The sequence below is a fragment of the Devosia sp. GW821-FHT12F11 genome, assembly GCF_058806655.1.
This window is the reverse complement of the sequence record NZ_JBXAPX010000001.1, coordinates 728,263-748,862: the sequence shown is the minus strand read 5'-3', so window position 1 is coordinate 748,862 and position 20,600 is coordinate 728,263. Positions and strand designations below refer to the sequence as shown.

Genomic DNA, 20,600 nt, shown 5'->3' with positions numbered 1-20,600 from the left:
ACCTTGATCTGGATCAAGGTGATACGACGTGAAAGCATGTACTGCGGCAGGCAAGCCGGCGGGTTAGTGCAGACCTGCTAGTGCAGATTTGGGCCGGACAACACGAGGCATCCCCATGGTCGATCCTATCGTCGTCGATCTGTCGCGCATCCAGTTCGCAGCGACAGCGATGTACCATTTCCTGTTCGTGCCCCTGACGCTGGGCCTCTCCTTCGTGATGGCCATCATGGAGAGCGTCTATGTGATGACCGGACGGGTGGTCTGGCGCAAGGCGACGCTGTTCTGGGGGGTGCTGTTCGGTATCAACTTCGCCATGGGCGTCGCCACCGGCGTGGTGATGGAATTCCAGTTTGGCATGAACTGGAGCTATTACAGCCACTATGTCGGCGACGTGTTCGGCGCGCCGCTCGCCATGGAAGGGCTGATGGCCTTCTTCCTGGAAGCAACTCTAGTGGGGCTGTTCTTCTTCGGCTGGGATCGGCTGAAGCCGGTGGCGCATCTCGCCGTCACCTGGCTGGTGGCGCTGGGCGCCAATTTCTCGGCCCTGTGGATTCTCATTGCCAATGGCTGGATGCAGAACCCGGTGGGCGCCGCGTTCAACCCTGACACCATGCGCATGGAAGTCACCGACTTCATGGCGGTGCTGTTCAACCCGGTGGCGCAGGCGAAGTTCGTCCACACCGTATCGGCCGGCTATGTCTGCGGCGCGGTGTTCGTGCTGGCGGTGAGCGCGATCTTCCTCTTGAGCGGCAAGCACCAGGAACTGGCCAAGCGCTCGATCGTCGTCGCCGCCAGCTTCGGCCTCGCTTCGGCGCTCAGCGTCGTCGTTCTGGGCGACGAGTCGGGCTATGTCGCGACCGAGCACCAGAAGATGAAGATCGCCGCGATGGAGGCGATGTATCACACCGAGCCGGCTCCGGCGGCGCTCACCCTGTTCGCCATTCCGGGCAGCGACGGACGCCCCGCCTTCGAAGTGAAATTCCCCTGGGTGCTCGGCCTCATCACCACGCGCTCGCTCGATCGCGACCTGCCGGGCATTACCGAGCTCACCGAGCGTGCGGCGCTGCGCATCGTCAACGGCGTCGAGGCCTACAAGGCGCTCAACGCGCTGCAGGCGAACCGCAACGACGCTGCGGCGCGCGACACCTTCAACGCGGCCAAAGCCGACCTCGGCTATGCACTGCTGCTCAAGAAGTACCGGCCGGATGTCGAGAACGCCACCGGCGAGGAAATCGCCCAGGCAGCGCTCGATACCGTGCCCGACGTGTGGCCGCTGTTCTGGAGCTTCCGCATCATGGTCGGCGTCGGCTTCTTCTTCATCGCCTTCTTCGCACTGTGGTTCTGGAAGGCTTCGACACACCGGATCGAGAAGCCGCGCTGGCTGCTCTGGGTGGCGGTCGCCGCGCTGCCACTGCCGTGGCTCGCCATCGAAGCGGGCTGGTTCATCGCCGAGTATGGCCGGCAACCCTGGGTGGTGGAGGGCGTGTTGCCCACCTTCTACGCCGCGTCGGGGCTCCACTTCTGGGATCTGGTGATCTCGCTGAGCTTCTTCATGGTGCTCTACACGGCGCTGCTGATCGTCATGATCTGGCTGATGGTCCGCACCATCAAGCACGGCCCATCCGACAAGCTGAACTTCGATCAGTCGGTCGAGCCGGTTGAAACCGCCACGATCGCTCCCGCCAAGTAAGGAACAGCCCGATGAGCACTATTCCTCTCGACTATGAAACGCTGCGCATCCTGTGGTGGGCCCTGCTCGGCATCCTGCTGATCGGCTTTGCCATCATGGGCGGCCGCGACCTCGGCGTCGGCGCGCTCTTGCCCTTCGTCGCCAAGACCGACGAAGAGCGGCGCGTGCTGATCAACCTCGTCGGCCCGACCTGGGAAGGCAACCAGGTGTGGCTGATCCTCGGCGGTGGCGCCATCTTTGCCGCCTGGCCGCAGCTCTACGCGGTCAGCTTTTCGGGGTTCTACATCGCGATGATCGCGATCCTCCTGGCGCTGATCATCCGGCCGGTGGGCTTCAAGTTCCGCGGCAAGGTCAGCGATCCGCGCTGGCGCGCCACCTGGGATGCGGCGCTGTTCATCGGCGGGTTCCTGCCGTCGCTGATCTTCGGCGTCGCCGTCGGCAATGTCTTTCTCGGGGCGCCGTTCCAGCTCGATGTGACGCAGCGCGTCAGCTATAGCGGCAACTTCTTCGGCCTCTTGACGCCGTTCGCCCTGCTGGCAGGGCTGGTCAGCCTGTCGATGATCGTGACGCAGGGCGCCACGGTAATCGCCGGCCGCACCGACGGCGATATCGCCGAGCGCGCTCGCAAATACGGCCGCTGGTCGGCACTGGCGACCATCGTGCTGTTCGCCCTCGGCGGTGTGTTCGCGCTTTACGTGCTCGAAGGCTACCGGCTGGTCGGCCCGGCGATGACCATTGCCCCGTCGAACCCGCTCGGTAAGGAAGTGGTGCGTGAAGTGGGCGCCTGGCGCGGCAACTACGGCACGATGCCGTGGACGATGGCCCTGCCGATCCTCGCGGTGTTCGGCAGCATCGTCGCCTGGTGGGCGCTCGGCGCCCGCGCCCGGCTGGTGGCGCTGCTCGGCTCGAGCCTTGCCATCTTCGGCATCATCGCCACGGCCGGCCTGTCGCTGTTTCCGTTCCTGCTGCCCTCGTCGATCGACCCCGAGTCGAGCCTCACCGTGTGGGACGCCTCATCGAGCCAGCTGACGCTGTTCGTCATGCTGTGCGCGACGATCGTCTTCCTGCCGATCATCCTGGTCTACACCAGCTGGGTGTTCCGGGTGATGCGCGGGCCGGTGACCACCGCGAGCCTCAACAAGAACCCCAACGCTTATTAGGACATTCCCCGATGTGGTATTTTTCCTGGATCCTCGGCGTCGGCCTCGCCTGCAGCTTCGGCATTCTCAACGCCATGTGGTTCGAGTTCCGCGAGGACGCGCTGAAGTCGAACGCCAAGCCCGACGACACTCGTTCGGCCACCTGAGAGCGCGGTGCCGTCCTTGGCGGCTGTGGCGCGAGAGCCACTTGCCGCGAGCACCGAGCGCGGGGAAGGCCCCCTCACCCGGCGCTGCGCGCCGACCTCTCCCCCAAGGGAGAGGTGACCCCGTGGCAACGCTTTACGGCGTCGGCGCGTCGACGCGCAGCAAGCCGTCACGCTTGAGCTCGCCCCACAACTCGGTCGGAATCTCCACCCGCATGCTCTCGACGTTGCGGCGCGGGTGATCGGGGTGGAACGCACCGGGGATCACCGAGGCGACGATGGGATGATGCAGGGTGAACTGCAGCGCCGCCGCCGCCAGCGGCACACCGTGCCGCTGACATACTGCCTCGATGCGGCCAATCCGCCCCAACTGCTCGTCATTGGCGATCTGGTAGTTGTAGCGCGCCCCCGGCACCGGCCCGGTGGCGAGGATGCCCGAGGCGAAGACGCCGCCGATGATCACCCCGACGCCGCGCGCTTCGCAGAGCGGGAACTCCGCATCGAGCACCGGCTGTTCGGCCAGGGTGTAGGGCAGCGCGACAAGGAAGAAATCGAGCTCGAAGCGTTCGAGGAAGCGCGGAATAGTACCCATGCGGTTGACGCCGGCGCCGATGGCCCGGATCAGTCCCGCCGCTTTCAGCTCCTCGAGCGCCCGCATGCCGCCACCGCGGTCGAGCTCATCGAGATGCTGGCTGACCCGTTCCTCGGTGCCGAGGTTGGCGAGGTCGAGATCGTGGATGACCAGCACGTCGACCCGGTTGCGCCGGAGCCGCTGCAGGCTGTCCTCGTAGCTGCGCATCACCCCGGCATAGCTGTAGTCGTGCCGGTGCTGGAACTTCAGCCCGTTCGGCCAGCTGCGTTCGCTCGCTTCGAAGGCGGCGACGTCATCGGGCGCGAACAGCACCCGGCCGACCTTGGTCGAGACGATCGCCTCGCCCGGCGGGCGGAGGAAGAGGCCACGCCCGATGCGGTGTTCGCTGAGCCCCCGGCCGTACCAGGGCGAGGTATCGTAGAAACGCACCCCGCCGTCCCACGCCGCGGCGAGCGTGGCGTCGGCCTGGGTCTCGGGGATGACATCGAAGATGTTGCCGAGCGACGCGCCGCCCAGCCCGAGCCGGGGCAGCTCGAGGCTGGTCCGGCCGAGCGGCCGGAGCGCGAACGGATCCATCTCAGGCTCCGAAGGCGACCGGGGTCGGGACGATCGTCGCCAGCAGCTCGTCGATCTCGCGCTGGGTGATGGGATCGACCGCAGTGGTCGGGCTGCGGACCAGGGCGTGGCGGATGATGCCGCGCCGCACCAGCAGCTGCTTGTGGATGGCGTAGAAGATATCGCCGCCCTGGTTGCCCAGCCGGTTCACCGCCATGATCGTCGCGTCGAAACGCTGGCGCGCCGCAGCCTCGTCGCCGCGTTGGAAGGCGTCCCAGACGGCGACGAAATCGGCCGGCTGGCTGCAGAACGGCATGGTGCCGTGCGCGCCGCGCCGCAGCTCTTCGATGAAATAGCTGCCGCCGGCGCCGCCGAAGATGGTCAGGCGCTCGCCCACGGCGCTCGACATCGCGTGCACCTTGCCGGTGACCGGCACGGTTTCGACCTTGATGTAGGTGACGTTGCGGCAGGTTTCGGCGATGCGCAGCGCCAATGCCGGCGAGATCGGCCCTTGCGGCACGTCCTGCAGGATGATCGGGATGCCGACCGCCGCATCGATGGCGCGGTAATAGTCGAAGATCTCCTCCGAGCTCACCGGCATGAAGGAGGGCGGGATCACCATCAGCGCATCGGCGCCCGCCGCCTCGGCGGCGCGCGAATAGAACACCGCGAGATCGGTGCCGGCGGCGCCCGAGTTGATGATTACCGGCACGCGTCCGTTTACGGCCTTGATCGTCGCACGCGTGATCTGGGCGCGCTCGGCCTCATTGAACTTGAACACCTCGCTGCCCAACGCCACGCCGAGGCCATGCACGCCGGCCGCGACGTTGAACTCGATCAGGCGCGCGAGGCTCTCCTCGTCGATGCTGCCATCGTGGTGAAACGGCGTGACGAGAATGGGCACTACGCCCCTGATGGCGGCCGAACTCTTTGGCACCGAAGTCATGGGCAATAGCTCTCTTTAGCGATTTTCGAAGTTGAACATTTCCTCGACCGGGCGCTGCACCGGCGAGAAGTCGGAATTGGTTTCCATGTAGGGGGCCATCATCTCCCACCAGCGCCAGGTCAGTTCGCTGACCGGCGTCGCGGGGTCGGGGGCGCTGTCGCGCTCCATGTAGGCGAAGAGGTCGAGCCCATTGCGGTAGATCGAGAAGCTGCGCACGCCGTCGCGCCGCATGGCGTCGAGCATCTCGGGCCAGATCTCGTCGTGCTTTTGCTTATAGATCGCCTCGTTGCCGGGCTTCAGCTTCATCATCCAGGCCATGCGAACCACAGTCTTCTCCTTAACCGACGAGGCGGGTGGCCTTGGACGCCGCCGTCGGCGGCCATTCGCCGGCGTAGCCGAGCCGGCGGCTCACATGTTCGCAGGCGTCCCACAGCATGGCGACAACCGGCATGACGTTATCGCCGCCGGGCTTTTTCACCGATGGGCCGGTGACGCTCATGGCGCCGACCGAGTGGCCGGAACGATCGAGCAGCGGCACCGCAACGCAATAGACGCCCATCACCACTTCCTGGTCGTCGATCGAATAGAAGCGGTCGCGGATGCGGCCGATCTCCTCGCGCAGCTTGTTGGCATCGACGATGGTGTGGCTGGTGAGCGCCGGCAGCGGGTGGGTATAGACCTCCTCCTGCCGCGCCTCGGGCATGTAGGAGAGCATCGCCTTGCCGGCGCCGCCGCAGTTCAGCGGCCCGCGCGAGCCGATCCGCATGTCGAGCTGCATGCCCTCGTTGCCGCGTACCTTGTCGATGCACACGCCGAACATGCCGCTCAGCGCGTTGACGTTGACCGTCTCCCTGGTCGCCTCGGCGATCTGTTCGGCGAACGGTCGGCAGAGCCGCGGCAGGTCGATGCGTTCGAGCTGCAGTCCGGTGATCTCGAGCAGGCGGAAGCTCAGTTCCCATTCGCCGGATGGGGTGCGATCGACCACCCCCTCTTCGGCGAGGTCGAGCAGCATCCGGTGCACCGAGCCGAGCGGCAGCTGCAACTGCTGCGCCACGGCGCGGACCCCCAGCGGACCCTTGCGGGCCAGCAGATCCATGGCCTGGACGGACCGGGTGATGCTCGACATCTAGGTTTTTGCTCCTCGCGGCTGCTGTCTAGTCAGGGAAGTGTTTCTCCGGCGCCCGAGACCACCACCGGGGTCGAGCGCAACCACAACGCTTGGCTCTACCAATGGGTCTTCTTGGTCGTCGCGTTGGGTTCGATCAGGTTGTCGTCGATATAGTCCCACTCGATTTCGTAGCCCATGCCGGGGCCTTTGGGCATGTGCACGAAGCCCTCGGAGTCGATCTTATCGACAGTGTTCTTGAGGTAGGGGTGCGGCGCGTCGTAATCGACGCCCGGCGCGAGCAGGCCCTTCTCGTAATACTCGGAGGTATCCTCGGAGGTGGCGCCGATCACCTGCAGGTTGCCCCAGCCGGCCATGTGCATCTCGCAGCGCAGGCCATAGGCTTCGGCGACGATGGCGGTCTTGCGCGCCCCGGTAATGCCGCCGCGCACCACGTCGATGCGGCTCATGTCGCCGGCGCCGCGCAGGATCCACTCGGCCCGGCTGAACACGCCGCCGGCGATGATCTCGGGGGAAAGGATCGGGATCTGCAGTTCCCGGCTCAGCCGCACGTAGCTCTCGGTGCGGTATTCCGGCATGGGGTGCTCGTACCAGTAGAAGTTGAGCTTTTCGAGTTCGCGCCCGACCTGGATCGCCTCTTCCATGGTCATGTAGGTGCCCCACGGATCGAACATCAGCACGTAATCCGGCCCCACCGCCTCGCGCACCAGGTGGCAGGTCTCGATATCGGCCTTGATGTTGGACGGGCGGCCGGGCGTCGGCTGGCCGGTCTCCGGGTTCCAGAAATAGTGCGGGTGGATCTTGTAGGCGATGTAGCCCTCGTTCTTGCAGGCGAGAGCATGCTCGGCATAGACGCGCGGCTTGCCGATATTGGGGTAGGTCGAGGCATAGGCCTTCACCTTCTCGCGCCCGGCGCCGCCCATCAGCTTGTAGACCGGCAGGTTGGCGTAGCGGCCGGCAAGATCCCACAGCGCGTTGTCGATCACCGAGGCGACGTTTTCCTGGACGTTGGCGACCCACATCCACTTCCAGATCATCTCCCGATCCATCGGGTCCTGCCCGACCAGCAGGTCCTTGATGCGCCACAGGATCTGCTGCTGGTCGACGACGTTGAGGCCCTCATTGTCGCCATGCGAGCCGCCGCCGAAATAGTGCCCGACGACGCCTTCGTCGGTGTGGATGGTCAGCACCGTCTGCATCATCTGCGTGTTGGGCAGCGGCAGCGCGTGGCCGACATCCCAGCGGTCGGCATAGGTGCGGAACGTCTTGATGGTGATGTCCGAGATCTTCACGGCGAACTATCCTTAGGTCGATGATCGAGTGATAACTGGTTATTATTCGTAGGCGTCGCCGCCACGCAGGCGATCGAGCAGGACTGCGGCGAGCAGCAGCAGGCCGACAATGATGTTTACGTAGTAGGGGCTGATGGCCTTGAGATCGAGGATATTGCTGACCCCGGCGACGGCCAGCAGGCCGAGCGCGCCGCCGACCGGGTTGCCGACGCCGCCGCGCAGGATCGAGTAGCCACCGATCATCAGCGCCGCATAGACCTGGAACTCGAGCCCAACGCCGGTGGCGCGCGCCGCGCTGCCGAGCTGCGCGGCATAGACGATGCCGCCGAGCCCGGCGCCGAAGGACGAGAGCAGCAGCGCCGCGACCCGCACCTTCCTCACCGAGATACCGGCGCGCCCCGCCGCCTTGTCGTCGCCGCCCACCGCCTGCACATGCCTGCCGACGCGGGTCTTGGTGACGATCACTGCCGCAATGGCGGTCAGGAGGATGGCAAGGAGGAAGAACAGCGGCAGCCCGAACACCGTGGTGCTGACCAGGTTGAACATGTCGATGTTGAAGGCAAAGATCGCGCCCTGCGAACCGAGCAGCACCCAGGCGATGCCGCGCAGCGCCACCAGCATGCCGAGCGTTGCGGCGATCGGTTCGGCGCCAAAGCCGACAATGGCGATGGCATTGATGCCGCCGAAGCAGAGGCAGGCGACGAGCGTCACGGCAGCGGCGCTGGCTGGATCCCAGCCGAGCGAAATCAACAGCGCGAACACCGCCGAGGAGAAGCCGACCATCGAGCCGATCGACAGGTCGACGACGCCCGAGAGCAGCGCCATGCCGGAGAAGGCGCCGACGATCAGCGGCACGATCAGGAAGGTGCCCATGATCGAGATATTGCCGAACGACAGGAATTTCGGCCCGACCCAGAACCAGCCCACCGCCACCACGGCGATGAAGGTGAAGGTGATCGAGGCGACCGAGCCGGTCAGCAGCTCGCGCCAGGGGTTATGCGGAGCGGGCGGCAGCGTGGACGCGGCGGTATCAGCGGTGACGTTGCTCACGGCGTTCCCTTTCTCGCGCGGAAGCCATCGATGGCGACCGCGATGACGAGGATCAGGCCCTGGAAGATCGACTGGGTGTCGGAGCTGAGCCCGAAGAACACCAGCGAGGTGGGAATGGTGGACAGGAACCCGACGCTCAGCAGCAGCATCCAGAAATTGCCGCGTCCACCGGCCAGCGAAATGCCCGCGAGGATCACCCCGGCGATGATGTTGAGCTGCATGGCGTTGCCCGAACCCGGGTTGAACGGCCCGGCAGTCGCTGCGAACAACACTGCGGCAAAGCCGACGAAGCCGCCGGCGGCCATGAAGATGGCGAAACGCGTCGCCCTGAGCGAGATACCGCGTGCCTTGGCGGCGGCGCGATTGCCGCCGACGGCGGTGGCGCGGCGGCCGTATCTGGTGCGCGGCAAGAGGAAGCCGACCACCAGCACCAGTGCCAGCATCGGCCAGAAGATCGCCGGCAGGCCAAGGAAGCTGGCGCGGCCGAAATGATAAATGTCGGAGTTGAGCGGCACTTCGGCGAGCTGGAAGACGAGGAATAAAGCGGCCAGACCGATGAAGTTGGTCGCCAGGGTCACGATGACAGGGTTGAGCTTGGCAAAGACGATGATCGCCGCATTGAAGGCGCCCCACGCCATGCCGGTGAGAATGGCGCCGACGATCACTACGGCGAGCGGCATGCCGGCTTCCGATAGCCGCACTGCGACGAGGCTGGCGGTGATCATCCCGGCCGGCTGGCTCAGATCGATGAAGCCGCCCGAGATGGCGACCAGCCCCTGCCCGATCGCCAGGACGCCGACGATCGACATGGTGAAGGCGATGGCCAGCAGCGTCTGCTGCGACAGGAAGTCGGGGCGATAGAGGCCGGTGGCGGCGATCAGCAGCAGCCACACGGCAAGCAGCATGATGCCGGTGCCCCAGCCACCGAAACGGACCGTTAGCGGTACGGCCGGCGGCGCGGTCTCGGTAGCTTGAGTGAGGGACATCGGCGGTGGTTCCGAGGGGTTCATTGGCAGTCGGTGTGAAGTGGGAAGCGGTGCGCGTCACCCCACCTCACCCAGGTGGCGAGGACGGTGCCGCTGCCTCTCCCTCCCCCTTGTGAGGAGGGTAGCGAAGCTAAGGACCAGCGGCCCTGTAGCGAAGCTAGGTGGGGGAGGCACCGCGCACCGTCCTGTCAGGCCAGACTCAGCCCTTGTTCGGGCAGAACAGCTCGTACTCGGTCGTCCCGGCCGGCGCAGCGAGCAGCTGCTTCACGCGCTCCGGCATGTCGGGCACGGATTTGGCCTGCTCGGCGGTGACGGGGCACGGCTGCACCTTGGAAGCCGGATCGCCGGCATCGGCCTTCAGCGCAGGCGTGTTGCCTTCGGCGATCGGCTTGATCACGTCCTTGATGGCATACACGGCGTAGCCCTCGAGGAAGTAGAACACCGAACCGACCAGGTGCGGGTTGACGTTGTCGCCGGTGATGAAGGCGCCGTCCTGGCCCCAGCCGATGACTTCGTCGGCGCGGCCGAGCTGCTCGGCGGCGTTGATGAGGGCGAGCACGCCGCCATCGTTCAGGCCGACCACGGCGATCTTCTTGGCATCGGGATGGGCAGCGAGCAGATCACGAGCGGCCGGCAGACCGACAGCCGCGTCACCCTGGCTCTCGAAGCTCACATACTTTTCCTTGGCAATGTCCGGGCAGACATTGCCAAGGCCGGTGCGCATGCCGCCGGTCCGCCACTCGTTGACGATGCCGGCGCCGGCGCCTTCTGCCGAGATCACCAGATCGGGCTCGCAGTTCCACTTTTCCTTGACGATGGCGCCGAGGCCCTCGCCACCGGCAATGCCCGCACCGAGATTGTCGATGCCGACGAAATACATGCCGGGATCGGCGATGTCGTAGGTGACGATCGGAATATTGGCCTGCTTGGCGACGGCCGAGATGGCCGGGTTGGATGCAGCCTGGCCATTGAACTGGATGATGGCGTCAACGCCTTCCTGCGCGAAAATCTGCACGTTCTTCAGCGCCGTCGCGGGGTCGTTGTTATTGGAGAGCTCGACATAGTTCCAGCCCTCCTTCTCGGCGAGGGCGCGAGCAACGTCACCCTGCGCCTTCATCCATTCGCAGCAGGTGTTGCCACCCACGGCCATGCCGAGCTTGAACTTGTCCTGGGCGTCCGCGACACCGGCAAGGCCGATGATCGCGGGAACCGAAAGCGCCATGACGGCGAAGGCACGTAGTGAGTTGCGCAAGATAGGTCTCCTCCCTTTGCGAACGTAGTCTGATGGGCTCAGAGGCTCAGCCTCAGGCCGCAACCTCCGCGGCGCGCGCTTCGGGCGAGTCGCCCGGAATGGCGCCGGTAATCAATCCGACGATCTCGTTGACCTCGGTCTCCTTGACGGTGCGGGTGGCGATCGAGCGGCCCAGCCGCATCACCGTGATGCGGTCGGCAACGCTCATCAGCTGCTGCATATTGTGGCTGACGATGATCACCGAGACGTCGTGCTGGCGCAGGTCGCGGATCACCTCGAGCACCTGGCCGGTCTCACGCACGCCCAGCGCCGCGGTCGGCTCGTCGAGGATGACGATGCGACGCCCCCAGAGCAGCGCCCGCGCGATGGCGAGGCATTGACGCTGGCCGCCCGACATGCCCTTCACCGAGACGTTGATCGAGGGGATCTTCACCTTGAGCATGTCCAGCACCTGACGCGCGCGCTCGCGCATCTGGCGGTCGTCGACGAGGTTGAACAACCGGGCCAGCGGGTGCTTCGAGAGCTCCTCGCGGCCGAGATAGACGTTCTGGTAGGCAGACATGGTGTCGACCAGCGCCAGGTCCTGGTAAACCGTCTCGATCCCCGCATCCATGGCGTCCTGGGCGCGCTTCAGCACCACGGGCTTGCTGTCGATGACGATGTCGCCGCCCGACGGCGTGACGATGCCCGAAAGGATCTTCAACAGCGTCGACTTGCCCGCGCCGTTGTCGCCCACCAGCCCCACCACTTCGCGCGGCCTGAGCGTCAGCGACGCATCGGCGAGCGCCACCACCGCACCGAAATGGCGCGAGATATTGCGTGCCTCAAGGACAGGCGAGAGCGCCTCGTCACTCATGAGCTTCCTCCCGATCGCCCGCAGTGCGTTCCGCATCTGGAACGAGCGTTTCATATTGGGGACAGCTAATCGCCGGTGCCGGTGGTTGTCAACCGGGCGCGAGATTCGACTTGCGACTGAGGGATGACGGCGGCGGAGTTGCTGCGATGCTCGCTGAAGCCGCGGCAGACGTCTGCAGACTAACCGCGCAACGCCTGGTCGAGCTCACGCAGCAGCGTGCCGCCGCGCCCGCCTCCGGCAGGCGCAACCGGGTAGCGGCTGAGCACGGCGACCACGGTGGGCGTCACAGCCTGGCGCAGCACATCGAGGTGGTGGGCACCTATGGCCGGATCGTCACCGGCGTCGAGTTCCGTCGCACGAGCCGCATGGGCCGCGGCACCGAGGATGTGCTTGACCTGGGTGGCGTTGGGCAGGGGATGGAGGTAAGCCGCACCGGCTGCCGCCACCGCGGCGCGGGCCGCCTCGCCGGCCGCTACAGAGCCGGCCTGTTTCGCGGCCCTGAGCGCCGCCCACGCCGTATCCCGCAGCAACTTGCCCCGCGCACCGCCTTGAGCAAAGGCATGCGCCGCGGCGATCGACTGGCGCGGCCTCGCGTCGTCGGGATGCTGCGCCTCGAAGATTGCCAGCACGGTTTCGGCGCAATACGCGGCATAGGCCGCGACCGCCCGCAGCTCGTCCATCTCCAGCGGAATCTGGTCAGTCATGGCGCCTGGTGGGTCAGGTGGTGAGCACGCGGTGCAACACGCCCTGCAGGTGCCGATCGAGGCCGTCGCAGGCGGACTCGACGTCGCCGGCCTTCAGCGCGTCGATGATCACCAGGTGCTCCTCCATCGAGGTCACGGTGTTGGCCGGACCGACGGCGTTGAGATTGTGCAGGCGCAAGAGATACATCTTCTGGGTCAGCCGGGCATAGTTGACGCTGATCTGGTCGTTGTCGAAGGCGGCGACGAAGGTATCGTGGAACTTCCGCTCGAGCAGCTTCACCGGCACGCGGTAGCGCTCCATGTCGTTGGTCTGGCGCACGAAATCGATGATCCCGAGATGTTCGGCGCGCATGGCGTCGATCCAGCCCGGGGTCACGGTCTGCGCGAACTTGCGCAACCCCTCGCGTTCGAGCAGGCCACGAAACTGGAAGCAGTTCCCGACAAACTTCACATCGGGATAGAAGATGGTGATCCCGACCTTGCGGCGCACGGTGATCAGCCCCTCGGCCTCGAGCAGCGTCGTTGTTTCGCGCATCGGCGACAGCGACAGGCCCAGCACCTTGCACAGGTCCTCCTGCGTCAGGGTCTGGCCGAGCTTCAGCCGGCCATCGATGAGAGCGTCAAAGAACGCGGCGTAACCGGCATTCTCGATTTCACCCCTCATCCTTTTCTCCTAGCCAATCGCGCATTGACAGCTGTTCGAGCCCCATAATACGCTCTTAATAGCGCTAATAAATATATTTAAAAGCCGGCGCTGCGAGAAAACTGTGAGCGGCCGGGCCGTTTAGGTCATCGCGCTCTAGGTAAATCGGCATCCCGCGGGGAGGCGGCGTGACCCACCGAACGTCTGATCGCCCCGGTGATCAGTCCGGCACCGTCCGCAATTGCCAAGCCGCACACGAGCTCATCTTGGAGGAGAGCCCATGACCAAGACATCCGACATCCAGAAGCCGACCGGCTGGTCGCGCCGCCGCGTGCTGAAAACTGCCGCGAGCGGTCTGGCGCTGGCCGCCGCCAGCAGCTTCCCGATGCCCGCCATCGCGCAGGGCAAGAAGCTCACCTACTGGGGTGGCCTGATCTTCTCGGACGACGCCAACAAGCTGTTGACCGACACCATCAATGCCTGGGGCGCGGCCAATGGCGTCGCCACCGAAGTGGTGATGATAAACCAGAACGAGACCACCCAGAAGGTCTCGGCGGCGGTGTCGTCCAACACCATGCCGGATGCCCTCGACATGGGCCTCGGCCTCGCCCGGCTGCTGGCCCGGCAGAGCCAGTTCTCCGACCTCGGCGACCTCTACAAGAAGATCGGCGACGCGCAGGGCGGCTGGTTCTCCGGCCCCGACACGGCGACCGACCTGACGGCGGATGGCGGCATTGCCCGCGTCGGCATCCCCTTCGGCGTCAACGGCAACCTGCTGCTCAGGCGCAAGGACCTGCTCGAGCCCGCCGGTTTCACCGAAGCGCCCAAGACCTGGGACGAACTGGTGACGCAGGCGGAAGCGATCAACAAGGCGCCGGTCTCGGGCCTTGGCCTCGCGCTCTCCAATGTCGGCGACGCCAACCTCCAGGTCGCGGTGCTGCAGTCGTTCGGCGGTCGTATCGCCGATGACGCCGGCAAGAAGGTGACGCTCGATACGCCGGAGACGCGGCTGTGGCTCACCTGGCTGAAGAACGCCTGGGACAAGGGCCTGTTCTCGCCCGGCAACACCACCTGGGACGGCGCCGGCGACAACCAGGCTTACCTCTCGGGCCAGGCCGGCTTCATCGCCAATACCGGCTCGGTCGGCATCGCCGCCAGGAAAGACGATCCGGAACTGTTCGAAGCCAGCGCCTTCTCGCCGCTGCCGGGCGGTCCCAAGGGCATCATCTCGCCGATCGACGTGCAGGTGCGCGCCATCACCAAGGCAAGCCCGGTGCAGGACGAGGCCAAGGCGCTGCTCGAACACCTCTCCAGCCCCGAGTTCATGAACGCCTACTTCAACGTGGCGATCTACGGGCCGGTGCTGCAGGCGCAGGAAAAGCTGCAGGCGTTCGACGGCACCAACACCATTCTCGTCGGCCTGCTCGGGCTCGCCAAGAACGGCACCGCCCCGGCCTACCCGGATGTCAACAACGCCGCCTTCGCCGATTTCGGCTCCAACTTCCTCATCCCCAAGCTCGCCCAGCGCGTGGTGGTGGATGGCTGGGACTTCGACAAGGCGATCGCCGAAGCGCAGACCCAGGGCCAGGCGATCTACGACAAGTACTGATCCCAAGTTCCTCCCTGCCGCGGATGGTTCCTCCCGGGGCCATCCGCGGGTTTTTCTGGAAGGATGTTTCATTGAACGATCCGCTGACCACTATTACCGAACACCCTGCTCCCCGCCGCTTCGGCAGCGGCCTAAAACTCAAGCTGTTCGCCTACGCGCTCGTCGCGCCGGTGGTGCTGCTGATCCTCGGGCTGGTCGCCTACCCGTTCCTGTTCGCCATCTGGGTGTCGTTCACCGACATGGTGATCGGCAGTACTGGCAACTTCATCGGCTTCAAGAACTTCGAGTATCTCGCCGGCACCGCGACCTTCTGGGCGGCCATCCGCAACACCATCACCATCGTGCTGATCTCGGACGTACTGAAGCTCCTGATCGGGCTCGGGCTGGCGCTGCTGGTGCACCAGAACCTCCCCGGCCGCGGCATCTTCCGCTCGTTCCTGATGCTGCCCTGGGCTATGCCCGCCTTCGTCGCCTTCCTCACCTGGCGCGTGCTGTACCAACCGATCGGCGGCGGCATTAATCTCATCCTCAACCAGACCGGGCTCTACGCCGGCACCGTCGACTGGCTGGGCACCCGCGCCACTGCGATGAGCTCGGTGATCATCGCCTCGGTGTGGCGCGGCTTTCCCTTCTGGTTCATCTCCCTGCTGGCGGCCCTGCAGTCGGTGCCCAAGGAGTTGCACGAAGCAGCCATCGTGGATGGCGCCAATACCTGGCAGCGCTTCTGGAACGTCACCATCCCATCGATCCTGCCGGTGATCGTCATCACCACGCTGCTAAGTTCGATCTGGACCGCCAACGGTTTCGAGCACGTCTGGCTGTTGACCGCCGGTGGACCATCGGACGCCACCATGGTGTTTCCGGTGCTGGCCTATTTCGGCATGCAGACCCAGCGCATCGGCGAGGCCGCCGCGGTCTCGGTCTACATGCTGCCGGTACTGGCCATCCTGGTGCTGTTCGCCACTTCGCTGATGATGCGGAGGGAGGAATAATGACCAGCCTCGCCGAAATCGCCAGCGCGGCGCCGCCAAAGGCCGGAGCCGCGGCACGCCGCCGGTTCATCACCGCCCGGGTGCTGAGCTATGCCGCGCTGATCGTCGCGGTGATCCTGGTGCTGTTTCCGATCTACTGGATGCTGGCGACCTCGCTGAAACTGCCGCGCGATATCCTGCGCGTGCCCTCGCTATGGCCGTCCCGCGTCAGCCTCGCCAATTTCGAGAAGCTGCTCGCCGACGGGCAGTTCCTGCTGTCGATCCGCAACAGCTTCATCGTCGCCTCGACCGTCACCGTGATCTCGGTGACTATCTCCTCGTTCGCCGCCTACTCGATGGTGCGGTTCCGCTATCGCTTCCGCGGCGTCATCGGCCGGCTGATCCTCTTCGCCTACCTGACGCCCGGCTCACTGCTGTTCATTCCGCTGTCGATCGTCATGGCGCAGCTCAAGCTCGGCAACTCGCTGCAGGGGTTGATCCTCGTTTACCTCACCTTCTCGCTGCCGCTCTCCACCTGGCTGCTGCAGGGCTATTTCCGCGGCGTGCCGCGCGAGCTCGAGGAACAGGGGATGATCGATGGGCTGACCCGCTTCGGCGCGCTGCTGAGGATCACCCTGCCGCTCTCGGCGCCCGGGCTCGCGGCGGTGGCCATCTTCACCTTCACCGGCGCCTGGAACGAGCTGTTGTTCGCGCTGGTGCTGACCACCTCGGAAAGCGTGCGCACCGCGCCGCTCGCCCTCAATTATCTCATCACCTCCGACGTCTTGCCCTGGGGGCCGCTGATGGCCGGCGCGGCGATCTCGTCGGTGCCGCTGATGATCCTCTACTTCGTCGCCCAGCGCTTCATGGTGGCGGGCATGACAGAGGGCAGCGTCAAGGGATGAGCGCGGCAAACCTGCCTCCACCACAGGGTCATTCCCGCGAAAGCGGGAAACTCTGTTTGGCGCCGCGAGCGGGATCGCGAGCAAAGAAAACAGAGATCCCCGCTTTCGCGGGGATGACCCGGTGACAATCACGAATTGAAGTTCAGAACGGAAAGAACACGATGGGTATCAGGGTTGCGGTAGGCCAGTTCCACGAACTGAGCGAGGAAAGGCTCCGCTTCGCGGCGCAGATCGGCGCCACCGGGTTGCAGATGAACAACCCGACGCTGCCGGGCGACAGCCGCTGGGAACAGAAGGACGTCAAGGCGCTGGTCGACCAGGTGGAGGCCGCCGGCCTCAAGTTCGAGGCGATCGAGAACGTCCCCACCCATTTCTACCACAAGGCGATGATGGGGCTCGACGGGCGCGACGAGCAGATCGAGAACTACCAGGCGACGATCCGCGCCGTGGCCCGGGCCGGCATTCCGGTGCTGGGGCTGCATTTCATGCCCAACTCGGTCTGGACCACCAAGCGCGACGCGGCAACCCGCGGCGGCGCTGTGGCCCGCCAGTTCGACATGGCGGTGGTCGAAGCCAATATCGACAATCTCGAGCTGCTGCGCTCGTTCATGCCGACGACGCTCGGCCGCGCCTCCTCGATGCCGCTGTTCGGCAAGGATGGGCCGCTGATCACCGAAGAGCAGATGTGGAGCAACTACGAGTACTTCATGAAGGCGGTGCTGCCGGTGGCCGAACAGGAAGGGCTGAAGCTGGCGCTCCACCCCGATGATCCGCCGGTGCCGATGCTGGGCGGCGTGGCGCGGCTGTTCTACAAGCCCGACAACTTCAAGAAGGCCTATGACCTGGTCGGCCGCTCGGAAGCCTGGTCGCTCGACCTCTGCCTCGGCTGCTGCTCGGAGATGGAAGGCGGCAGGCAGAACGTCAACGAGATGATCGAGTATTTCGCGCCCAAGGGCCGGATCTCCTACATCCACTTCCGCGACGTGAAAGGCTCGGTTCCGAACTTCGTCGAGTGTTTCATCGGTGACGGCAATTTCGACCCGGCCGAAGTCATCGTGCTCTTGGCCAAGAACGGCTTCGACGGCTTCCTGCTCGACGACCACGTGCCCAAGATGGACGGCGACAGCGACTGGAACCACCGCGGCCGCTCGCACGCGATTGGGTATATGCAGGGGTTGATCCGCATGGCGGAGTTCCTCGGCAAGGCGTGATCGACACGCCGCAACGGCGCTCGTGGGGCGGTCCACAGGGGCCGCCCCTTCTGCATTGCGGCCCTCGCAAGAGCACCATGCTGGCGAGGTTAGCCCAGCCATTCACCGAGTGGCCCGGCGCGGCGCGCCGACCGCTAGCGTCGCGTCACCTCTTGAAGGTGTTCTCGCGATGCCACCCGAGAAATACCGGATGAGGTCTATCCCGCCCGGCAAGCGGGCCCATCAGGCGGCCGGTCTTGTTGATCAATCCCGCGACCCCGTCCCTGTCGTTGACGTGGCGCGAGACGACGATCTCCAGGTCGTCGGTAAAGGTGATCAGCCCGCGATCGAACATCCAATGGGCGGTGCCGGAAAGGGCGATGCCATTGTTGACGATGTCGGGGCCGTTAGACTCCACTGGTCGAATATGGGCGGCCGCCGCCTCAGCGCGGCCGCCGCCATTGATCAGCTTCAACCCGGTAACGGCGCAGCGTTCGTCGTAGGCACGGAGCACCACCGTGCGGAAGACCCGATCCCGCACGATACGCGAGGTGAGCACTGGCAACCGCTGCCGTTCCTCCTCGATGACAAATGGCGCCTGGTCGCCTTCACCGAGCTCGTTCTGCGCCGGGTCCACTCGGGGGAGGACTGCGTCGGCATCGGCCAGCCCACGGGCCACGATCTTCCTGAAGTCATTCGGCGACAGCGAGCGCACGGCCGCCTGAGCGCGACCGGAGATGCGCCCGCTGTCGTTGAGCAACCCTGCCTCGATCAGGCCATCAGCTCCGGTGAAGGGTACCGGATCGGCGAAATCGAGGTAACTGTCGGGGGCGATCAACGCCAGAAACATGCCTTCGGCGGTGGGATCGGGAACGACCTTGTCCACCTTCGCAACTGCGAAATAGCCGCGCGACAGGGGCACCTTGGTTGGCTCGTAGTAGACAATCCAATCGCCGATGCATCTCGAGACGCGCGAAAGGTACTGGCTCGGGAACTGATATTGCTGCGCCGGGCTGTCGTCGTAGATCGAGTCCGCCCGATGGATGAAGACGCCAAAGGCCATGGTTCCCCCAAACCGAGACGCGAACATGCCCGGCGACGGACATCCGGACAAGGCCTTCATTCGCGATTGGGGACATGCAAGGGTTGATCCGCATGGCGGAGTTCCTCGGCAAGGCTGGCCGCCTCGACATCGGGCGCGCTGCACACCCCCTTCCAACCTCCCCCGTCACGAGGGAGGTGCCGATCCAGCCTTGGGCACCCGCGGAGACATGAGCACCGGCTCCGCCTCCCCCTTGACGGGGGAGGCAAGCGAAGCTTGGGAGCGAGAGCGACCTAGCGTAGCTCGGAGGGGGTGCGGACTGGACTGGATGCCCGCGGGAGTTGGCCAGCGAAGAGCGAAAGTGGGCGCCTGATACCGCCCCCCCCATTTTCTATTTGATCCTATTAGGTTAGCGTCCGCTGTGAAAAGTAACCGACCGTCGCGGGGGCAACGGCATGATGGACGAACAGATCATTCGCAGTCGCCTGCTGCCTGGTGAGCACATCCTGTGGGAAGGGCGCCCGGCACAAGGGCTGCTGCTCACCCGGCGCGACGGCTTGCTGATTCCGTTCAGCCTGTTCTTCCTCGGCTTTTCGATCCTCTGGACAACGATAGCTGCCAGCGGCGCACCCGATTTCTTCGCGTTGTTTGGCTCGCTCTTCATCGCTGTCGGACTCTTCTTTGCTGTCGGCAGATTCCTGCTCGATGCCTGGCTGCGAAGCAGGACGCGATACGCCGTTACCGATCGGCGCGTGCTCGTGGCACGCACAGGACCGCTAGGTCAGTTCATCGCCGTTGATCGTACCAAGCTGCCGGCGATCGACCTGAGCGAGCATGCCGACGGCCGGGGAACCATCCGGTTCGGACCACCGGCGCCGATGTTTCAGAGCAACAACAGCTTCGCCGGCTGGACACCGGCGCTTGATGCGGTGCCGCAGTTCCTTGCTATCGAGCGGCCCAGGTATGTTTTCGACCTGGTGCAACAGCCGAGCTAGGGCCACTCTCGAGAAGAGGGGAGCTTGATGCTCTCCAACAAAGAGAAGGGCGCCACACGGCGCCCTTCTCGTTTCGCAGGTAGGTCGCCGCCTCAATGGCTGGGGCTGGGCGGCAGGCCCTTGGCCTTGCGCCAGGCCTGGTATTCTTCTTCCGCATCGGGGTGCAGCGGGTAGTAGCGGCGGAGCGATTCACCGGCGGTGAGCTTCTCGCGGCTGAACACTTCCCACTCGGCGTGTTTCTTGGAATCCTCGATGACCTTTTCGGCCATCGACTGCGGCAGCACCACGACGCCGTCATCGTCGGCCATGATGATGTCGCCCGGGATGACCATGACGCCGCCGCAGGAGATCGGCACGTTCACCGCCGACGGCCAGATCGAGACCTGGACGTGATAGTTCGGGGTCCAGCCGCGCATCCAGATGGCGAGATCGAGCTTGTCGACGTTCGGCTTGTCGCGCATCACACCATCGATGACGATGCCGGCGCCTTTGCGGCCCTTGAAGTAGGTCGACATCATGTCGCCGAAGACACCCGAGCTCATGTCGCCACGGGCATCGACCACCACCACATCGTTCTCCTCGACTTCATAGAGGACGTGGCGATGCAGCTGCTTTTCGGGGTCCGAGTATTCACCCTCGCTGAATAGATCGGGGCGCTGCGGCATGAACTGCAGCGTGAGCGCCGTGCCGACGATGGACTTGCCTTTGTACTGGCTGACGGGGCCGACCATGTGAGGGTTGCGGAAGCCGGAATGACCGAGCGAACCTGCCACCGTGGCGGTGCCGATATCCTTCAGCGCGGCAATGACGTCCTTGCTCGGACGCTTGAACGCCGGGATCGGGCTTTGCATGATGTGAACCATATAAATATCTCCTCCAGATGAGTTTCGGGT

At 65.1% G+C, this 20,600-nt stretch carries 21 protein-coding genes; 8 read left to right on the top strand and 13 right to left on the bottom strand.

From position 1 onward, the window contains the following. Positions 1-115 precede the first annotated feature (115 nt). Genes AC1ROK_RS03760 through cydX form a run of 3 tightly spaced genes read left to right on the top strand, consistent with a single transcriptional unit; the run spans position 116 to position 2,996 of the window. Positions 116-1,690 (top strand): cytochrome ubiquinol oxidase subunit I, encoded by a 1,575-nt coding sequence (locus AC1ROK_RS03760; protein ID WP_492843954.1) that lies wholly within the window; start codon positions 116-118, stop codon positions 1,688-1,690. An 11-nt stretch (positions 1,691-1,701) separates the two neighbouring features. Next, a complete protein-coding gene (gene cydB / locus AC1ROK_RS03755; protein WP_492843952.1) occupies positions 1,702-2,850 on the top strand; it encodes a cytochrome d ubiquinol oxidase subunit II in 1,149 nt (382 codons plus the stop codon). A gap of 11 nt (positions 2,851-2,861) precedes the next feature. Further along, positions 2,862-2,996, top strand: a complete 135-nt coding sequence (gene cydX, locus AC1ROK_RS03750) for a cytochrome bd-I oxidase subunit CydX (RefSeq protein WP_492843950.1) — start codon at positions 2,862-2,864, stop codon at positions 2,994-2,996. A 133-nt stretch (positions 2,997-3,129) separates the two neighbouring features. Here cydX and AC1ROK_RS03745 read toward each other — a convergent pair whose 3' ends face one another. The 11 genes from AC1ROK_RS03745 to AC1ROK_RS03695 all read right to left on the bottom strand — a co-directional run bounded on the left by AC1ROK_RS03745 (position 3,130) and on the right by AC1ROK_RS03695 (position 13,016). Continuing rightward, positions 3,130-4,161 carry an aldo/keto reductase gene (locus AC1ROK_RS03745; RefSeq protein ID WP_492843948.1) on the bottom strand — a complete coding sequence of 344 codons (1,032 nt, stop codon included), beginning with the start codon at positions 4,159-4,161 and terminating at the stop codon, positions 3,130-3,132. 1 nt (position 4,162) lies between these two features. Further along, positions 4,163-5,086 carry a dihydrodipicolinate synthase family protein gene (locus AC1ROK_RS03740; protein ID WP_492843946.1) on the bottom strand — a complete coding sequence of 308 codons (924 nt, stop codon included), beginning with the start codon at positions 5,084-5,086 and terminating at the stop codon, positions 4,163-4,165. Between the two features lie 15 nt (positions 5,087-5,101). Further along, a complete protein-coding gene (locus tag AC1ROK_RS03735; RefSeq protein ID WP_492844677.1) occupies positions 5,102-5,404 on the bottom strand; it encodes an L-rhamnose mutarotase in 303 nt (100 codons plus the stop codon). A gap of 19 nt (positions 5,405-5,423) precedes the next feature. Beyond that, positions 5,424-6,212 carry an IclR family transcriptional regulator gene (locus AC1ROK_RS03730; RefSeq protein WP_492843944.1) on the bottom strand — a complete coding sequence of 263 codons (789 nt, stop codon included), beginning with the start codon at positions 6,210-6,212 and terminating at the stop codon, positions 5,424-5,426. Between the two features lie 98 nt (positions 6,213-6,310). Further along, positions 6,311-7,504, bottom strand: coding sequence for an enolase C-terminal domain-like protein (locus tag AC1ROK_RS03725; protein WP_492843942.1), 1,194 nt, complete (start codon positions 7,502-7,504; stop codon positions 6,311-6,313). 42 nt (positions 7,505-7,546) lie between these two features. Further along, entirely contained in the window at positions 7,547-8,554 is a 1,008-nt protein-coding gene (locus AC1ROK_RS03720; RefSeq protein WP_492843940.1) for an ABC transporter permease, read from the bottom strand. Then, the gene (locus AC1ROK_RS03715) at positions 8,551-9,540 is read right to left on the bottom strand and encodes an ABC transporter permease (protein WP_492843938.1); all 990 of its coding nucleotides are present in this window, start codon (positions 9,538-9,540) and stop codon (positions 8,551-8,553) included. The genes AC1ROK_RS03720 and AC1ROK_RS03715 overlap by 4 nt, the downstream gene beginning before the upstream one ends. Before the next feature lie 199 nt (positions 9,541-9,739). After that, positions 9,740-10,792 carry a sugar ABC transporter substrate-binding protein gene (locus tag AC1ROK_RS03710; protein ID WP_492843936.1) on the bottom strand — a complete coding sequence of 351 codons (1,053 nt, stop codon included), beginning with the start codon at positions 10,790-10,792 and terminating at the stop codon, positions 9,740-9,742. Between the two features lie 52 nt (positions 10,793-10,844). Next, a complete protein-coding gene (locus AC1ROK_RS03705) occupies positions 10,845-11,648 on the bottom strand; it encodes an ATP-binding cassette domain-containing protein (RefSeq protein ID WP_492843934.1) in 804 nt (267 codons plus the stop codon). Between the two features lie 179 nt (positions 11,649-11,827). Further along, a complete protein-coding gene (locus tag AC1ROK_RS03700) occupies positions 11,828-12,352 on the bottom strand; it encodes a putative immunity protein (protein WP_492843932.1) in 525 nt (174 codons plus the stop codon). Positions 12,353-12,365: 13 nt separating this feature from the next. Further along, on the bottom strand, positions 12,366-13,016 hold the full coding sequence (locus AC1ROK_RS03695; protein ID WP_492843930.1) for a GntR family transcriptional regulator: 651 nt from the start codon (positions 13,014-13,016) through the stop codon (positions 12,366-12,368). Positions 13,017-13,275: 259 nt separating this feature from the next. Between AC1ROK_RS03695 and AC1ROK_RS03690 the strand changes: the two genes are divergently transcribed. The 4 genes from AC1ROK_RS03690 (at position 13,276) to AC1ROK_RS03675 (ending at position 17,691) form a co-directional block, all read left to right on the top strand. After that, on the top strand, positions 13,276-14,604 hold the full coding sequence (locus AC1ROK_RS03690) for an ABC transporter substrate-binding protein (RefSeq protein WP_492843928.1): 1,329 nt from the start codon (positions 13,276-13,278) through the stop codon (positions 14,602-14,604). A 71-nt stretch (positions 14,605-14,675) separates the two neighbouring features. Then, the gene (locus AC1ROK_RS03685; protein WP_492843926.1) at positions 14,676-15,596 is read left to right on the top strand and encodes a carbohydrate ABC transporter permease; all 921 of its coding nucleotides are present in this window, start codon (positions 14,676-14,678) and stop codon (positions 15,594-15,596) included. Beyond that, the gene (locus AC1ROK_RS03680) at positions 15,596-16,480 is read left to right on the top strand and encodes a carbohydrate ABC transporter permease (RefSeq protein ID WP_492843924.1); all 885 of its coding nucleotides are present in this window, start codon (positions 15,596-15,598) and stop codon (positions 16,478-16,480) included. Before AC1ROK_RS03685 ends, AC1ROK_RS03680 begins: the two co-directional genes overlap by 1 nt. A 161-nt stretch (positions 16,481-16,641) precedes the next feature. Next, entirely contained in the window at positions 16,642-17,691 is a 1,050-nt protein-coding gene (locus AC1ROK_RS03675; RefSeq protein ID WP_492843922.1) for a mannonate dehydratase, read from the top strand. Between the two features lie 145 nt (positions 17,692-17,836). Here AC1ROK_RS03675 and AC1ROK_RS03670 read toward each other — a convergent pair whose 3' ends face one another. Further along, entirely contained in the window at positions 17,837-18,733 is an 897-nt protein-coding gene (locus AC1ROK_RS03670) for an HNH endonuclease (RefSeq protein ID WP_492843921.1), read from the bottom strand. Positions 18,734-19,167: 434 nt separating this feature from the next. Here AC1ROK_RS03670 and AC1ROK_RS03665 point away from each other — a divergent pair, with 434 nt between their 5' ends. After that, the gene (locus AC1ROK_RS03665) at positions 19,168-19,707 is read left to right on the top strand and encodes a PH domain-containing protein (protein WP_492843920.1); all 540 of its coding nucleotides are present in this window, start codon (positions 19,168-19,170) and stop codon (positions 19,705-19,707) included. 92 nt (positions 19,708-19,799) lie between these two features. On the opposite strand, the gene AC1ROK_RS03660 is transcribed toward AC1ROK_RS03665, so the two are convergent. Next, positions 19,800-20,570, bottom strand: a complete 771-nt coding sequence (locus AC1ROK_RS03660) for a ribonuclease activity regulator RraA (RefSeq protein ID WP_492843919.1) — start codon at positions 20,568-20,570, stop codon at positions 19,800-19,802. Positions 20,571-20,600 lie beyond the last annotated feature (30 nt).

Excerpts from the sequence above, each read along its gene's own strand:
- AC1ROK_RS03740 (WP_492843946.1), bottom strand. The coding sequence starts at position 5,086 with ATGACTTCGGTGCCAAAGAGTTCGGCCGCCATCAGGGGCGTAGTGCCC.
- AC1ROK_RS03745 (WP_492843948.1), bottom strand. The coding sequence starts at position 4,161 with ATGGATCCGTTCGCGCTCCGGCCGCTCGGCCGGACCAGCCTCGAGCTG.
- AC1ROK_RS03715 (WP_492843938.1), bottom strand. The coding sequence starts at position 9,540 with ATGTCCCTCACTCAAGCTACCGAGACCGCGCCGCCGGCCGTACCGCTA.
- AC1ROK_RS03695 (WP_492843930.1), bottom strand. The coding sequence starts at position 13,016 with ATGAGGGGTGAAATCGAGAATGCCGGTTACGCCGCGTTCTTTGACGCT.
- AC1ROK_RS03760 (WP_492843954.1), top strand. The coding sequence starts at position 116 with ATGGTCGATCCTATCGTCGTCGATCTGTCGCGCATCCAGTTCGCAGCG.
- AC1ROK_RS03670 (WP_492843921.1), bottom strand. The coding sequence starts at position 18,733 with ATGGCCTTTGGCGTCTTCATCCATCGGGCGGACTCGATCTACGACGAC.
- cydX (WP_492843950.1), top strand. The coding sequence starts at position 2,862 with ATGTGGTATTTTTCCTGGATCCTCGGCGTCGGCCTCGCCTGCAGCTTC.
- AC1ROK_RS03700 (WP_492843932.1), bottom strand. The coding sequence starts at position 12,352 with ATGACTGACCAGATTCCGCTGGAGATGGACGAGCTGCGGGCGGTCGCG.
- AC1ROK_RS03665 (WP_492843920.1), top strand. The coding sequence starts at position 19,168 with ATGATGGACGAACAGATCATTCGCAGTCGCCTGCTGCCTGGTGAGCAC.
- AC1ROK_RS03690 (WP_492843928.1), top strand. The coding sequence starts at position 13,276 with ATGACCAAGACATCCGACATCCAGAAGCCGACCGGCTGGTCGCGCCGC.
- AC1ROK_RS03705 (WP_492843934.1), bottom strand. The coding sequence starts at position 11,648 with ATGAGTGACGAGGCGCTCTCGCCTGTCCTTGAGGCACGCAATATCTCG.
- AC1ROK_RS03675 (WP_492843922.1), top strand. The coding sequence starts at position 16,642 with ATGGGTATCAGGGTTGCGGTAGGCCAGTTCCACGAACTGAGCGAGGAA.
- AC1ROK_RS03735 (WP_492844677.1), bottom strand. The coding sequence starts at position 5,404 with ATGGCCTGGATGATGAAGCTGAAGCCCGGCAACGAGGCGATCTATAAG.
- AC1ROK_RS03660 (WP_492843919.1), bottom strand. The coding sequence starts at position 20,570 with ATGGTTCACATCATGCAAAGCCCGATCCCGGCGTTCAAGCGTCCGAGC.
- cydB (WP_492843952.1), top strand. The coding sequence starts at position 1,702 with ATGAGCACTATTCCTCTCGACTATGAAACGCTGCGCATCCTGTGGTGG.
- AC1ROK_RS03680 (WP_492843924.1), top strand. The coding sequence starts at position 15,596 with ATGACCAGCCTCGCCGAAATCGCCAGCGCGGCGCCGCCAAAGGCCGGA.
- AC1ROK_RS03730 (WP_492843944.1), bottom strand. The coding sequence starts at position 6,212 with ATGTCGAGCATCACCCGGTCCGTCCAGGCCATGGATCTGCTGGCCCGC.